The 13,591-nt window shown below is 53.1% G+C and carries 15 protein-coding genes; 4 read left to right on the top strand and 11 right to left on the bottom strand.

Annotated features, from left to right (window positions below):
* Positions 1–29 precede the first annotated feature (29 nt).
* From GOV45_RS12935 to GOV45_RS12945, 3 genes are all read right to left on the bottom strand, one after another.
* On the bottom strand, positions 30–1,097 hold the full coding sequence (locus GOV45_RS12935) for a 5-(carboxyamino)imidazole ribonucleotide synthase (RefSeq protein ID WP_170478421.1): 1,068 nt from the start codon (positions 1,095–1,097) through the stop codon (positions 30–32).
* The gene (gene purE / locus GOV45_RS12940; protein WP_170478423.1) at positions 1,090–1,578 is read right to left on the bottom strand and encodes a 5-(carboxyamino)imidazole ribonucleotide mutase; all 489 of its coding nucleotides are present in this window, start codon (positions 1,576–1,578) and stop codon (positions 1,090–1,092) included. The genes GOV45_RS12935 and purE overlap by 8 nt, the downstream gene beginning before the upstream one ends.
* 75 nt (positions 1,579–1,653) lie before the next feature.
* The gene (locus GOV45_RS12945; protein ID WP_170478426.1) at positions 1,654–1,878 is read right to left on the bottom strand and encodes a YdcH family protein; all 225 of its coding nucleotides are present in this window, start codon (positions 1,876–1,878) and stop codon (positions 1,654–1,656) included.
* A 163-nt stretch (positions 1,879–2,041) separates the two neighbouring features.
* Here GOV45_RS12945 and GOV45_RS12950 point away from each other — a divergent pair, with 163 nt between their 5' ends.
* The 3 genes from GOV45_RS12950 (at position 2,042) to GOV45_RS12960 (ending at position 3,682) form a co-directional block, all read left to right on the top strand.
* Positions 2,042–2,455 carry an Hsp20 family protein gene (locus tag GOV45_RS12950; RefSeq protein WP_170478429.1) on the top strand — a complete coding sequence of 138 codons (414 nt, stop codon included), beginning with the start codon at positions 2,042–2,044 and terminating at the stop codon, positions 2,453–2,455.
* Between the two features lie 5 nt (positions 2,456–2,460).
* Positions 2,461–2,685, top strand: a complete 225-nt coding sequence (locus GOV45_RS12955) for a DUF1150 family protein (protein WP_170478432.1) — start codon at positions 2,461–2,463, stop codon at positions 2,683–2,685.
* Positions 2,686–2,803: 118 nt separating this feature from the next.
* Positions 2,804–3,682, top strand: coding sequence for a PhzF family phenazine biosynthesis protein (locus GOV45_RS12960; protein ID WP_170478435.1), 879 nt, complete (start codon positions 2,804–2,806; stop codon positions 3,680–3,682).
* A gap of 121 nt (positions 3,683–3,803) precedes the next feature.
* Here GOV45_RS12960 and GOV45_RS12965 read toward each other — a convergent pair whose 3' ends face one another.
* The 3 genes from GOV45_RS12965 to trxB all read right to left on the bottom strand — a co-directional run bounded on the left by GOV45_RS12965 (position 3,804) and on the right by trxB (position 8,474).
* Positions 3,804–5,519 (bottom strand): bifunctional sulfate adenylyltransferase/adenylylsulfate kinase, encoded by a 1,716-nt coding sequence (locus GOV45_RS12965; RefSeq protein WP_170478436.1) that lies wholly within the window; start codon positions 5,517–5,519, stop codon positions 3,804–3,806.
* A gap of 197 nt (positions 5,520–5,716) precedes the next feature.
* Positions 5,717–7,402, bottom strand: a complete 1,686-nt coding sequence (locus GOV45_RS12970) for an adenylate/guanylate cyclase domain-containing protein (RefSeq protein ID WP_170478439.1) — start codon at positions 7,400–7,402, stop codon at positions 5,717–5,719.
* A 130-nt stretch (positions 7,403–7,532) separates the two neighbouring features.
* Positions 7,533–8,474 (bottom strand): thioredoxin-disulfide reductase, encoded by a 942-nt coding sequence (trxB, locus tag GOV45_RS12975; protein WP_170478441.1) that lies wholly within the window; start codon positions 8,472–8,474, stop codon positions 7,533–7,535.
* A gap of 226 nt (positions 8,475–8,700) precedes the next feature.
* Here trxB and GOV45_RS12980 point away from each other — a divergent pair, with 226 nt between their 5' ends.
* Positions 8,701–9,201 (top strand): Lrp/AsnC family transcriptional regulator, encoded by a 501-nt coding sequence (locus GOV45_RS12980; RefSeq protein ID WP_170478444.1) that lies wholly within the window; start codon positions 8,701–8,703, stop codon positions 9,199–9,201.
* Positions 9,202–9,319: 118 nt separating this feature from the next.
* Here GOV45_RS12980 and GOV45_RS12985 read toward each other — a convergent pair whose 3' ends face one another.
* The 5 genes from GOV45_RS12985 to lgt form a co-directional block, all read right to left on the bottom strand.
* Positions 9,320–10,102 (bottom strand): Hint domain-containing protein, encoded by a 783-nt coding sequence (locus GOV45_RS12985; protein WP_170478447.1) that lies wholly within the window; start codon positions 10,100–10,102, stop codon positions 9,320–9,322.
* A 327-nt stretch (positions 10,103–10,429) separates the two neighbouring features.
* Positions 10,430–10,558 (bottom strand): hypothetical protein, encoded by a 129-nt coding sequence (locus GOV45_RS23485; protein WP_302477842.1) that lies wholly within the window; start codon positions 10,556–10,558, stop codon positions 10,430–10,432.
* Positions 10,559–10,829: 271 nt separating this feature from the next.
* Positions 10,830–11,588, bottom strand: a complete 759-nt coding sequence (pgeF, locus tag GOV45_RS12990; protein WP_170478449.1) for a peptidoglycan editing factor PgeF — start codon at positions 11,586–11,588, stop codon at positions 10,830–10,832.
* A complete protein-coding gene (locus GOV45_RS12995) occupies positions 11,585–12,652 on the bottom strand; it encodes a class I SAM-dependent methyltransferase (RefSeq protein ID WP_170478452.1) in 1,068 nt (355 codons plus the stop codon). Before GOV45_RS12995 ends, pgeF begins: the two co-directional genes overlap by 4 nt.
* The gene (gene lgt, locus GOV45_RS13000; protein WP_170478456.1) at positions 12,649–13,536 is read right to left on the bottom strand and encodes a prolipoprotein diacylglyceryl transferase; all 888 of its coding nucleotides are present in this window, start codon (positions 13,534–13,536) and stop codon (positions 12,649–12,651) included. The genes GOV45_RS12995 and lgt overlap by 4 nt, the downstream gene beginning before the upstream one ends.
* Positions 13,537–13,591: the final 55 nt, after the last annotated feature.

Below are 13,591 nucleotides of genomic sequence, written 5' to 3' on the forward strand. Positions count from 1 at the left end.
GACGGCCTACTGGGTATTCTTAGGGCGCGTCAGCGAATGACGCGGTTGAAATGTCCCATCTTTCGACCGGCCTTGACCTCAGCCTTGCCATAAAGATGTAAGGCCACATCTCGTTCCCGCACAAGGTCAGCCACCCTATTCATGTCGTCGCCAATCAGGTTTTCCATCACCACATCCGAATGACGCTGTCCATCGCCCAGAGGCCACCCTGCAACCGCTCGAATATGCTGCTCGAATTGATCCACAGCACATCCATTCTGCGTCCAGTGTCCAGAATTATGCACCCGAGGCGCGATCTCGTTCACGATCAGGCCTTCTGCTGTCACGAACAGCTCGACTCCCATTACGCCCACGTAATCCAACGCGTTCAATATGTTGGCCGCAAGTAAAACCGCGTCTGTGCGCATCGCGGGTGGGAGACGAGCCGGGACTGTCGTCGTATGCAAGATGCCATTGCGGTGAACGTTTTCGCCCGGATCGAAACATGAAACTTGGCCGTCCAATCCCCGCGCGGCAATAATTGAAATTTCATGGCTGAAGTCGATGAAACCTTCGAGGATGGCAGGCGCTCCGGCCATCTCCGAAAGCGCTGTTTCAGCATCTTCGGGTCTTAGCAGCCTGACCTGACCTTTTCCATCATAGCCAAACCTGCGGGTCTTTAGAATTGCTGGAGCACCAATCTGTTCAATTGAAATACGCAAACTTTCGAGATCGGTGACATCGGCGAACGGTGCTGTTCGGAGCCCAAGACCCTGCAGAAAGGCTTTTTCGGTCAGACGATCCTGACTAACACGCAAAGCCTCGCGTCCCGGATGGATTGGGCGGTGAGCCTCCAGCAGGTCCAAGGTTTCGGTCGGGATGTTTTCGAACTCGTAAGTGATGACGTCCACCGAAGCAGCAAAGGATGTCAGCGCATCGGCATCGTCATACGCGGCAGTTGTTACATGGGCAGCCACCTGGCCCGCAGGCGGGTTAGGGCCGGGCTCGTAGATGTGGCTTGCAAATCCCAGTCGGGCTGCAGCAACCGAGAGCATCCGCCCAAGCTGACCACCACCCAAAATCCCGACTTTCGCCCCTGGTTGCAGTGCCTTACTCATCAACAGGTTCCTCAGGAATAGAAGCGGACAACGCGTCACGCCAGGCGTCCAGCCGTTTGGCGAGCTCTTCGTCCTGTAAGGCAAGAATGCCTGCTGCCATCAACCCTGCATTTGATGCTCCAGCCGATCCAATGGCCATTGTTGCAACCGGGAAGCCCTTGGGCATCTGAACGATTGAATAAAGTGAATCAACGCCCGACAACGCGCGGGTTTGCACAGGAACACCGAGAACCGGTACCCGTGTTTTCGAAGCCATCATGCCGGGTAAATGGGCTGCTCCTCCTGCGCCGGCGATTATCACCTGCAACCCGCGTGACACAGCGCTTTTTCCGTATTCCCATAACCGATCCGGGGTACGATGAGCTGAGACAATGCGTTTTTCATAAGCGATGCCCAGTTCATCAAGAATATTGGCGGCTTCCTTCATGGTGGACCAGTCCGACTGGCTGCCCATGATGATTCCAACTTTGATCTCGCCCATCCGCCAGCACTCCGCCCTTAGAAAGAGCGCGCACTATAGCCAAATCCACCTTGGTGGCAATGTAGAGCAGGGTTTTCAGGCGATGATATCTGGGGTCAGACGATCCTCGATCAATCTAATAATGTCTTTGAGGCGAAGTTTCTGCTTTTTCAGCCGTTTTATTGTTAATTGATCTGATGTACCCTTGGCCTGCAGTGCTTCAATCGCTTCGTCAAGATCGCGGTGTTGCCGTCGAAATACTTCGAGTTCGACCCTCAAAACCTCGTCAGTCTTCATGGAAATGTCAGTGGGCGCATTCATGGGCGACTCATGTTTTTGGCGGTGCTTCCCACACAAGATAGTGTCTTGATTTGAATCGGGCCAGCCCTTGTGGACATCCTGAATTGTTCCCATATGTTATTGCAAGCGGTTGCCAGAACGGGGCCGCCACATACGTCGCTTTGGCAAAAAAGGACGAATATACGTGTCGAAACTTACTCTTGGCTCATACCCGCATCTTTTGGGGTTCGAGCAGTTGGAACGCCTTTTGGAGCGGTCAGCAAAGGCCGGAAACGAAGGATATCCACCCTACAATATCGAGCAGACTTCTGATTTTTCATATCGAATTACTCTGGCGGTGGCAGGGTTTGCCGAAGAGGACCTGTCGATTACGATCGAGGATCGTCAACTTGTGATCCGTGGCCGTCAAAACGACGACAGCGAGGGTCGTATATTCTTGCATCGTGGTATTGCGGCACGTCAGTTTCAGCGCATGTTTGTGTTGGCCGACGGGGTCGAAGTGGGCGAAGCGATAATGGAAAATGGTCTGTTGCACGTGGATCTGACCCGCGCCGTTCCTGAAACCGTGGTGCAAACAATCAACATAAAAAAGGGGTAAGGGCTATGAATACACCTATTGAACTCAACACCGAAGGTGACCGCATCGTTTACGTCAAAACGGTCGAGGTTGCTGACCTGCCAAGCGATCTTAGGGATCAGGCGGGCGATTTGGACCAACTTTATGCCGTACACGATTCTGATGGACAACGATTGGCGCTGGTAGCGGACCGAAAGCTTGCATTCGTTTTGGCGCGCCAGAATGATATGTCTCCTGTCCCGGTACACTGAATCGTCGACGAGGTAAAATTCACTATATAAATGACGTGACATTCCTGCCGGGTCGGGCAATGGATGTGCCCTGATGGGGTGCGACCCCGAGCCAACTTAAGGAGACGCGGGAATAATCATGAGCTGGTTTGATTTTGATTGGGTAGATGCGTTTACCGACCGCCCATTTGGTGGAAACGGGTGCGCCGTGGTTCATGATGCGGCGCATCTGCCGGATGACGTTTGCACGTCATTCGTGCGCGAAACCTCTTTGGTGGAGTGCACCTTTACCGGACCATCCGACATCGCTGATGTTCGTGTCCGGTATTTTTTGGCCAGCAGGGAAATTCCTTTCGCCGGGCATCCAACGATTGCCACGGTTCAAGCACTTCGTGCACGTAACCTGTTTTCAGGCGACAGTTTAACTCTGGAGACAGGTGCGGGAATCGTCTCTATCCACCTGAAAGGTGATGAAATTGAGATGACGCAGGTCGCGCCCGAGTTTGGTGATTATGTCCCGGTTGATCTTGTCGCTGCTGCGATAGGCCTACCCGCAGAGGCTATAATTTCACCACCGCAATTTGTTTCTACCGGACTGCCCTGTTGCGTCACGATTCTGCGCGACCACGATGCCTTGCGCGCCGCGCGGCTTGCTTTGGACCCATTGTCCAAAATCGCAGAGTCGGTAGGTCTTTCCGGTTCGGATTTGGCCGAACCTTTCCTGGTGACACTGAAAGGTGCGACTATCGCAGGGGATACCTTTTCACGCCTTCTTATGGTACCGCCCAGCCCGCCCGAGGACCCTTTTACAGGTTCCGCTACTGGAGCCATGGCCGCCTATCTTTGGCGTCACGGTTTAATGCAAAAAGATACCTTCATAGCCGAGCAAGGACACGATATGGGTCGGCCTGGGCAAGCAACGGTGACCCGTGTAGGACCAACAGATGCAATGACTGGCGTAAAGGTAGCTGGTCAAGGATTCGTCCTGATGCGTGGGCAGGTGGATCTCCCGGTTTAGGCAACATATCAAGAGCAGCCTGTTCCTTTTCATCAGCACAGTCACCGATGCATGTCCAACGCTTGGTACCATGCTGTCGCTTTGTCCTGAAAAGGGTGTCTATGAAGACACCACCCTAATTTTACCCTGCAATCAGGCCCATACTCTCCAGTTTAAGCAGAACCTGATGGGCGCAATTGTCCACTTCGACATTTTCTGTTTCAACGCGCAACTCAGGATCTGCTGGAACATCATAAGGGTCAGAGATTCCGGTGAATTCCTTGATTTTCCCCTCGCGGGCAAGTTTGTACAAACCTTTACGGTCGCGGCGTTCACATTCTTCAATGCTTGTTGCAACATGCACTTCACAGAAAGCGCCAAATTTCTCAATCTCTTCACGAACCGCGCGACGGGTGGTCTCGTAGGGTGCAATTGGGGCGCAAATTGCAATTCCGCCATTTTTGGTGATCTCACTGGCGACATAGCCGATCCGGCGGATGTTCAGGTCGCGATGTTCTTTCGAAAAGCCCAACTCGGACGAAAGGTTTTTCCTGACTATATCGCCATCCAACAGCGTCACTGGGCGGTCACCCATCTCCATCAGCTTGACCATCAACGCATTGGCAATAGTGGATTTACCCGAGCCGGAAAAACCGGTGAAAAAGACGGTAAAGCCTTGTTGCGAGCGTGGTGGAAAGCGGTTGCGCAACTCCTGTACGACCTCGGGGAAAGAGAACCATTCCGGAATATCCAATCCCTCGCGCAAACGGCGACGTAGTTCAGTGCCTGAGATGTTCAGGATCGTAACCTGGTCTTTGTCCAGGATTTCGTCATGAGGTTCGTATTGCGCCCGTTCCTGCACATAAACCATCTGTTTGAAATCAACCATTTCGACGCCAATTTCATCTTGGAATTTGCGGAACAAATCCTGAGCGTCATACGGGCCGTAAAAGTCGTCGCCCTTGCTGTTTTTGCCAGGGCCAGCATGGTCGCGGCCAACGATGAAATGGGTGCAACCGTGATTGGCGCGGATCAGGCCATGCCAGACGGCCTCACGTGGGCCGGCCATGCGCATTGCTAGGTTCACCAAAGACATTGAGGTCGTGGATGCAGGGTACTTGTCCAAAACGGCCTCGTAACAACGCACGCGGGTAAAGTGATCTACGTCGCCCGGTTTGGTCATCCCAACGACAGGATGGATCAACAAGTTGGCCTGAGCTTCTTTTGCAGCGCGGAAAGTCAGTTCCTGATGCGCCCGGTGCAGTGGATTTCGCGTTTGGAATGCCACGATGCGACGCCAACCCAGTTTACGGAAATAAGCACGCAACTCGTTCGGTGTGTCCCGGCGAGCTTTGAAGTCATAGTGGACAGGCTGTTGGATACCTGTAACTGGGCCGCCCAAGTAAACTTTCCCGGCCGCATTGTGCAGATAGTTCACCGCAGGGTGCGCTTGGTCATCTGTGCCAAAGACCATCTTGGCCTCGTGATGCTTGTCCGGCATCCAGCGGTCGGTCACGGTCATTGTGCCCAGGATAACCCCTTCGAGATCGCGCAAAGCAATGTCCTGTCCCAGTTGAATCCGCTCGGCAAAATCCTCGCTGACATCCAACGTGATTGGCATCGGCCACAAGGTACCGTCAGCAAGCCGCATATTATCTACGACGTTGTCGTAGTCAGCTTCGCTCAGGAACCCTTTTAATGGATTGAAACCGCCATTCATCAACAGCTCCAGATCGCAGATCTGGCGCGGCGTCAGATCCCAGCCTGTCAGATCTGCTGCTTCGGCCTTAAGTTTTTGAGCTGACTCATAAGACACGTAAAGCTCAGGGATTGGTGCCAGGTTGCTTAACATCGTCATAGGAATACTCGTATCTGTTAGATTTTCACGTTTTTCGAAGTGTTGCCAAACGATGTGCCCCGGACTTTCGACAAAGTCCAGAGAACCCCCGAAACAAAGGATGAAATATGAGGTTTTTACGGGACTTGGGAAAAATTCCTAAACCTGGAGTTTTTGACAGGTGAATTTTCCCTTGTTTTCAGCTTGGGGGTCGTCTGTTAGGCAATTTGTTCTTCTTGCTTTAATCGTAGTTCAAGATCCGAGGCCCTCTCTACCGGTAACGCTGGCACAGATTCGGAAACGCCGCGAAGCTGGAAATCGCGCAGTTCGTCTGGGTTTGTATCAAGGCCAGCTGCAAGCAAGACCGATTGGGAAACGAGGAGTTCGACCCGCAGGGCTTTGGTTTCTGCTTCGAGGCGGCTGGCCACATTGACTGCGTCTCCGATTATTGTTCGGGGCGCGTGTTTGGCTGCGCCAATCTCACCCAGAACCAGATCACCTGAATGCAGTCCCATGCCTATTCTGATTTCTGGACTACCCTCAGCCTTTAGTTGTTGATTGAAACGCTCAAGGGCATGCCCAACCCCCGCTGCGGCATTCAGGCCTGCCAACGCGGAGCTGGCCGCGTCTCGGGTTTCAAACATCGCCAACAGACCATCGCCCATGTACTTGTCTACTGTGCCCCCATTTGCGGTGATCGCAGGTACGATGGCGTCGAAAAACCGGTTCAGCAGAAAGACGATATCATATGGCAACTGCCCGGCAGTTAGGGCGGTGAAGCCGCGCATATCCAAAAAAAGAACCGCTAGCTGCCTTTCCTGCCCTTGACTGGCATGAGCCCTGCCGCGCCCTCCGTCAGGACGAAAAACTCGGAACACAGTCAAAGGTGCAGTCGGGCGTACCTGACAGGCCAGTCTCATACCATCTGGTGCGCCGACGGCCGACAGGCTTCGGGCCTCAATGTCACTTGGTGCCGGTAATTGGTCTCCGCCGTCTTCGACAAATATTCGGCAAGTGGTGCAACGCCCCTTGCCGCCGCACAACGCCGTGTGGGGCACGCCATTTGCCTGGGATATTTCCAGCAAGGTCATGCCTTTTTCTGAAACGACCTCGGGGCCATTAACATAACGCACCCGAACGGAATGCCGTCGGCGCCAAAACTTGCGTCCTAGATAAGTCAATCCGGTCAAAGCCAGTGCCAACCAGAATACCGTCATCGATGTGTCGGTGACGCCAAATAATGCATCGAACTCTTCTGGAGAAGGCCAATTGTAATGCTCAATATATTGTTCGCGTAATAACGGGTCGGCAAAGTCTGCCCACAATCGGCGCCCCTCGGTCAACACCCCTGCGAGCGCAAAACCCGGAACAAAAACGGCAAATCCAATTAGGTATGGCACAATTGCCCGCCACCAAGCGGTTAAACGAAGCCACATATGCAAGCCAATGCACCCATGTATCCAAACCAGTAGGATCAGCAAACTCTGCATCCAGATGGCAGTGCTGGGCCACATCAAGATTATGATGTATCCCATTTCGTCATTGACGTCATAGATTTCATGAGCGTAACGCGTTTGCACAATATGCGCGATCAGCTGAACGGGAATCAGTAATCCGAGAACAGCTTGCAACGCCATACTGAATGGCATCCGAAGCGTCCGACGTTGGGCCAAAGATAGCAAAGCCAGTGCAGCATGGATAAATAAAGCAACATAAAATATGGCACTGAACACATTATGTCGCGAGACCAACTGACGACTTTCTTGCATCCCATGCAACAGGTCGGTATGAAACAGTCCCAAGCCTATGTTAATAAAGTGGAAAAACGCGAACACAAACAGCACCAGGCCAGTTGCGATCCTAAGTCGGGTTGCCCATCCGCCGCGCCAAAGTGCGTTTTCCAATGAAATCATCCATATCGTGCCCTACTAACGCCGAGTCTGATATGGTGAAGGGCAGGGGTCAATAGACCCCAACCGCAGTTTGCCGACGCACTTGGGTCAGTGAACCTGCTATTAGGCGCAGGAAAAATTTTTAATCGTGCTCCGCCAGAAACTTTTCCGCATCCAACGCGGCCATACAGCCCATCCCGGCACTGGTGACCGCCTGCCGATAAATATGATCCGTTAAGTCACCCGCCGCAAAAACGCCCGGAATCGATGTTTCGGTCGAGCCCGCCTTAGTCACGACATAGCCGCCCATGTGCGTCTCGAGGCTGTCTTTAACCAGCTCATTCGCAGGTGCGTGACCGATCGCGACAAAGACACCTTTACAGGGTATCTCTGTTATTTCCCCACTATTCACGTTTCTCACACGAACTGCTTCGACACCCAACGGTGTATCAGTGCCGACGACCTCCTCCAGCTCATGGAACCAAAGAGGTTCTATTTTTTCATTCTTCAAGAGCCGATCCTGTAGGATCTTTTCGGCGCGCAATTCGTCACGGCGGTGTATTAAGGTCACCTTGCTGGCAAAATTTGTCAGAAACAAAGCTTCTTCGACGGCAGTGTTGCCACCCCCAATTACCACGATTTCCTCTCCCCGATAGAAGAACCCGTCGCAGGTGGCACAAGCTGAAACTCCAAAGCCCTTGAATTTTTCTTCGGATGGCAAGCCGAGCCACTTTGCACGGGCGCCAGTGGCTAAAATCACCGCATCAGCAGTGTAAATCGTACCGCTGTCACCAGTGGCTGTGAAAGGGCGTTTGCTTAGGTCTAGGTCATTGATGATGTCGCCGATGACCTCACAGCCCATTGCCTTGACATGATCCTGCATGCGTACCATCAGGTCCGGGCCTTGGACTTCGGTGTCGCCTGGCCAGTTTTCCACTTCGGTCGTGGTGGTCAATTGGCCGCCTGGTTCAATTCCTTGTACCAATATGGGCTCCAACATTGCGCGGCTTGCATAAACGCCTGCGGTGTATCCGGCCGGCCCTGATCCAATAATCAGAACCTTCGTGTGTCGTGTCTCTGCCATGGTGCCCCCACTCAATCTGCCTGCCTCGGGCTGCAGCCCGCCGCGATTGGATATAGCGACGGCAGCAGGGGGCTTAAAGCCCTTTTGAACAATGAAGTTGATATGCCAGGTTTTCGTAGAAAAGAGATGGAATGCGATCAAAATGCAGAATGTTGCGCTGAGGCGAAAGATTATTGCGCATTAGCAGGGCGCTGTTATAAGAACTGGTACATTTCAGGAGTCATTGATGGTTACGACGCGGCTGGATGAGATCGATCGAAAAATTCTGGCTGAACTGCAGTCCGACGGTCGAATGACTAATGTCGAGCTTGCAAAACGTGTTGGTATTTCCGCACCTCCATGCCTGCGGCGCGTGCGCACGTTGGAAGACGCAGGGTATATACGTGGTTATCACGCTGAGGTTGATGCCCGCGAATTGGGTTTTGAAGTTCAGGTTTTTGCTATGGTTGGACTGGAGAGCCAGGCTGAAACCGAACTGAGCACTTTTGAAGAACGATGCCGCGCATGGCCGCTGGTTCGGGAATGTCATATGTTGAATGGCGAAGTGGACTTTATCCTGAAATGCGTAGCGCCAGATTTAAGCAGCTTCCAACAGTTTCTAACGGGTGAATTGTTGACGACACCCAATGTGGCCAGCGTAAAAACGTCACTTGTTATCCGAGGCGCAAAAGACGAGCCAGGCGTGCCATTTGACGTCTTGGAAGAACGGATGAACCGGACCGCCTGACCGTGTTTTTTGTTTGGTCAGCTTTGCAGGGCGGCAGCAATGAAACCACAGTCAAATAGATCACCCAACTAAATAAAATCTGCATCATGCCCCCGCACTAGCATTAATGATCAATGCATTACGCGGTTATTGCATCAATTTCGCCGTCTCCGGCGCGCGGCACCAGCAACGGCCCGAAATCACTCAACGAATCTATGTGGTGAAATAAGTTGAGATAAATGGAGCGCAAGGAATGACTGATCGTTCGAACGGCATTTGAGCCAGGGTGATAGGTTTCAAACTGCAGTCCGTCGACGCGGATCACAGAGTGTCTTCGCAAGCAGATGTGAAACAGTTCGACAGGCGTCGGCGGGAGGGTCTGGATTACACCCATTCCGTCCTGAAACTCGCTTACTGGGGTAAGCATCGGCTGACCACCATTCAAATGCCGCAGATGAGGCGGTGTGCTCAATAGTCGAGCAGCTGGGCCAGCGATAACGCCAGACATCGGCTTTTGCATCCCAAAGGTGTCCGCCATGATTCGCGTCAGAGGCCTAGTTCGGCCGCGTGAGTCTTCGCGCCCCGGAATCAGCGTAACGGAGCCTTTCCACAACACCGTTTCAGATGATCCACCATGCGTCAGAACTGAATCGCCGGGCAACAGATCTTCGATAGCCATAGGCCCTTGTTGCGTTTCCACTAAGGAACCGCGCGTGAAGGCACAGAATGCATCTTCGAACATTGGCAATGCGGGTGCAATGTGGCGTGTTTGCGAAACGTCCCCGTTTTCCAGTAACGCACTGACTTCATAGCGCCGCAGTTGCGGTTTTTGCTTTGCCCCTGGCTGAGGTGCTTCGCGCAGCAGAGGCGATGTCTCGACGGCGTTTCTCGCCGCGCGGGCCAGTGAATTTGGAATAGCCATTTATTCCGTCCCCTCTTGTACTTCCGTGCAGGCGGGCTGAACCCCTCGCATACCCGCCAGACGGTCTTGTTCATTGCCTTCGATCAACAGGGCAGCCGCAGAACGGATTTCACAGTGAAACCGAACCGCAAAAAGAAACACTTTGTTTTGGCCAATTTAATGACTCCCCAGACAAACTCTTTAACTGCAGGCTTTGACCACCTGCGCGCACATGCTCCGAAAAAAAACGACGCAAACCCATCTGCGACGTCGCACACCAGACCGGAGCACAGTTTGGCGTGCGTTTTGCCCATTGGAACTGACAGCTTAGTTCCGAAGGGGCCCGCATCAGAGCCGACCTGCCAAGCGGCGCGCAACTCTGGCAGAATGGCTTGAAACCCGCTTCCATGGCATTTCCGGTTCGTGCGCCATTACGGCCGCAACAACGGCGGTCAGAAAGCGTGATTTTGGCTTCATTTTCTTGTCCTGCTCTGCATCGGGCTAGCGCCCTTGTTTCCGTTACAACACTAAATCTGACGCGGGTTTGCGGCAGGGATAAGGCTGATCCGGGATGAATTGAGGACAAATTGAAGGTTTCGTGTACCTCTTTGTTAACCTGACGGGTACTCTCAGACCAAAATCCAAGGTAACACCCTGACCACTTGTGAAAAATTGAAACGATTCTGAGTCAGGTAAACACAATAATTGTGGCGGAAAAGTGGCGGAGTTGCCATATTTACGCCCGAAATTAAAGTCTTATCGCCGCAATCAAGCGCCCATAGTCTGCCTCTTTGGCGTGGGTGGCGCGTCGATAGGAAAAAAACTTTTCCGGGTCAGAATATGTGCAATGCCGCGTCCATTCAGACTGTCCCACGCCAGCTTCGCGAAGTCTGTGCAGGCCAAAGGCAGGTAGGTCAAAATGCAGTCTGTCGCCCTGTCCATTGGCAAAAAATCTGGCATTGTCGTGCGATGCCATCAAAAACTCGTCCATAAATTCAGGGCCAACTTCGTAAGCCCGCTGCGAAATTGTAGGACCAATAACGGCTGAAGTATTACTCCGTCTGGCGCCGAGCGATTCCATCGCGTCCAGTGTCGCTTCCAAAACGCCGTCCAGTGCCCCACGCCAGCCTGCATGCGCGGCACCAATAACTTTTGCATCTGGATCAGAGAATAAAACTGGTTGGCAATCTGCGGTGAGGACGGTCAGGGCGAGACCAGGTGTGGAAGTAACAAGGGCATCCGCCTTGGGTTTACTTCCTTCGATCGGCGAATCCACAGTTAGCACAGCGGGGGAATGCACCTGATGTACCCCAACCAACGCATCCGGCCCAACCTCCATTGCCTCAGCGACACGTCGGCGATTCAATGCCACGGCTTCAGTCAGATCTGATGAGCCAAAACCACAATTCAATCCGGCAAAGATCCCGGAAGACGCGCCGCCACGCCTGCTGAAGAACCCGTGTTTGACAGGCGATAGCAATTCCGAGGTGAGAATTTCCAAGGTCATGGCTCCAATCCCGGTGGCGGCGCTGCAGATGGCGGGTAAATACCAAGCACCTTGAACAGGTTTCCCATTTCATTGGGATGCGTCAACCGTCGATGTGCCAAGATATGCGCTTCGAGCGCCTGGCCTTGAAGTGACGAGGCCAAGCTCTGTGCCCGCGCAGTTATCCCCAAACGCTCCAAATACACGCCTTGCGGGGTGAGGCGCGAAAAACTGCATCCTGCCGATTGGGCTGAGCGCGCTATGGCTTCGAAATCTACATGAGCCGTCAAATCTGCCTTTCCCGGCTCTTCAAGTGGATCGGAATGTTTGTGGTCCCGAAGGGCCTGAAAGGTGTCGCCCAATGCCCGCCAATCACCGTAATCGACGATCAGGGCCATGCCGCCACAGGTCGCAATCCGTTCCGCAGCCGAGGATATGATTGGAACTGCCGCTGCACAACATTCGACCAGATCACCGTCATTAGTGTCAGTGAGTCGGTCCTTGAGCAAAGTTTGAGCGGCCCGCGTCCCAAGGCCAAAATTTAAGGATTTTCCGTCCGACCCAACCAACCGTTCGCGCCATCCATCGCCATCCCTTAAGAACTGGCGAATCGGTAGTGCGTCGAAAAATTCGTTTGCGATAAGGAATAGCGGAAGTGCGGGCAAATCTGAGATTGAGGAGCTCCACTTTGGCGAGTAATCCCGCAACGTTTCACGCTGAATTTCTCGCAGGGTCGGTGATGCTTCGAGCAAAAAGATTTCAGCGGCATCGTGAAATCCGGGCACTTGTCGCGTCGCACGGAGAATATCCGCCATCAACGTTCCGCGCCCAGGTCCCAATTCGGCAAGGCAAATTTGTGCGGGCCGGCCCTGATCCACCCAACATTGCGCGATGCATAGCCCGATCAATTCTCCGAACATCTGACTTATTTCGGGTGCGGTTGTGAAATCACCCCGCGAACCCAGTGGATCGCGGTTGGTATAGTACCCATGTTTTGGGTGTAACAAGCATTCCGTCATATAGTCGGCCACGGTGAGCGGACCGTTTTGCTGAATTCGCGCGATAAGAATATCTTTTAAGCTCATGCGTTTCGCCGGGCGCGTAAGGCAAACCAAACGCCCAGTGCAATCATTGGGAGTGACAAAATCTGCCCCATTGTCAGTCCGTATCCGCCAATATGAAAAGCCAATCCTAGTGGGTTTCCTGCCGAAACGAATTGCACATCAGGTTGGCGAAAGAATTCGACGATGAATCTCGAAATGCCATACCCCGCTAAAAAGACGCCCATGACAAACCCGGGAGTGCGAAAACAATCGCGACGATAAACCAGCCACAAAAGCAACCCACCCAAAAGCAACCCTTCCAATATCGCCTCATACAGTTGCGAGGGATGCCGTGCGCATACGCCAGCAATAACTCCGGGACAGTCCTGCGCAGCAGCGCCGGGAAAAATAACAGCCCAAGGCAACTCAGATGGTCGGCCCCATAGTTCGGCATTGATGAAATTTGCCAATCGTCCAAGAAACAGCCCGGGCGGAACCGTATACGCGACTAAATCGGCTAATGATAAAATTGCTATGTCATGTCTTCGCGCGAAAATATATGTCGCGATCACGACACCCAAGAGCCCGCCATGAAACGCCATACCACCTTGCCAGACCATCAAAATCTCTAGCGGATGCGAAAGGTAATATCCGGGTTGGTAGAACAGAACAAATCCCAAACGCCCACCCAGAATCACGCCCAGGATGATCCACGTAATGAAATCTTCCAGCTGTTCGGGCTTGATGGGCGGTGTATCTGCGGGCCAAAGAGTAGGCCGACGAATCGCCCCAGCAGCCATGCGCCATGCGATCAGAATGCCCGCAATATAAGCCAGCGCGTACCATCTGAGTGCAAGTTCCATCCCGAAAATCGAGATCGAAAAAAGTTCGGGGGATAATTCGGGGAAGTCTATTACAGCCTGCATGTGCGTCTCATTGCCCGGGGTGCACGGGTCAAGTCAACCTTGAGCCTGCGCGATA

It is taken from the genome of Ruegeria arenilitoris (assembly GCF_013035425.1).
GTDB lineage: Bacteria > Pseudomonadota > Alphaproteobacteria > Rhodobacterales > Rhodobacteraceae > Ruegeria > Ruegeria arenilitoris_A.

Bases quoted from the DNA above. Each gene is read 5' to 3' on its own strand.
- GOV45_RS12960 (WP_170478435.1), top strand. From the start codon at position 2,804: ATGAGCTGGTTTGATTTTGATTGGGTAGATGCGTTTACCGACCGCCCA.
- GOV45_RS12985 (WP_170478447.1), bottom strand. From the start codon at position 10,102: ATGGCTATTCCAAATTCACTGGCCCGCGCGGCGAGAAACGCCGTCGAG.
- GOV45_RS12955 (WP_170478432.1), top strand. From the start codon at position 2,461: ATGAATACACCTATTGAACTCAACACCGAAGGTGACCGCATCGTTTAC.
- GOV45_RS12980 (WP_170478444.1), top strand. From the start codon at position 8,701: ATGGTTACGACGCGGCTGGATGAGATCGATCGAAAAATTCTGGCTGAA.
- GOV45_RS12945 (WP_170478426.1), bottom strand. From the start codon at position 1,878: ATGAATGCGCCCACTGACATTTCCATGAAGACTGACGAGGTTTTGAGG.
- lgt (WP_170478456.1), bottom strand. From the start codon at position 13,536: ATGCAGGCTGTAATAGACTTCCCCGAATTATCCCCCGAACTTTTTTCG.
- GOV45_RS12995 (WP_170478452.1), bottom strand. From the start codon at position 12,652: ATGAGCTTAAAAGATATTCTTATCGCGCGAATTCAGCAAAACGGTCCG.
- pgeF (WP_170478449.1), bottom strand. From the start codon at position 11,588: ATGACCTTGGAAATTCTCACCTCGGAATTGCTATCGCCTGTCAAACAC.
- trxB (WP_170478441.1), bottom strand. From the start codon at position 8,474: ATGGCAGAGACACGACACACGAAGGTTCTGATTATTGGATCAGGGCCG.
- purE (WP_170478423.1), bottom strand. From the start codon at position 1,578: ATGGGCGAGATCAAAGTTGGAATCATCATGGGCAGCCAGTCGGACTGG.
- GOV45_RS12965 (WP_170478436.1), bottom strand. From the start codon at position 5,519: ATGACGATGTTAAGCAACCTGGCACCAATCCCTGAGCTTTACGTGTCT.
- GOV45_RS12935 (WP_170478421.1), bottom strand. From the start codon at position 1,097: ATGAGTAAGGCACTGCAACCAGGGGCGAAAGTCGGGATTTTGGGTGGT.
- GOV45_RS23485 (WP_302477842.1), bottom strand. From the start codon at position 10,558: ATGAAGCCAAAATCACGCTTTCTGACCGCCGTTGTTGCGGCCGTAATG.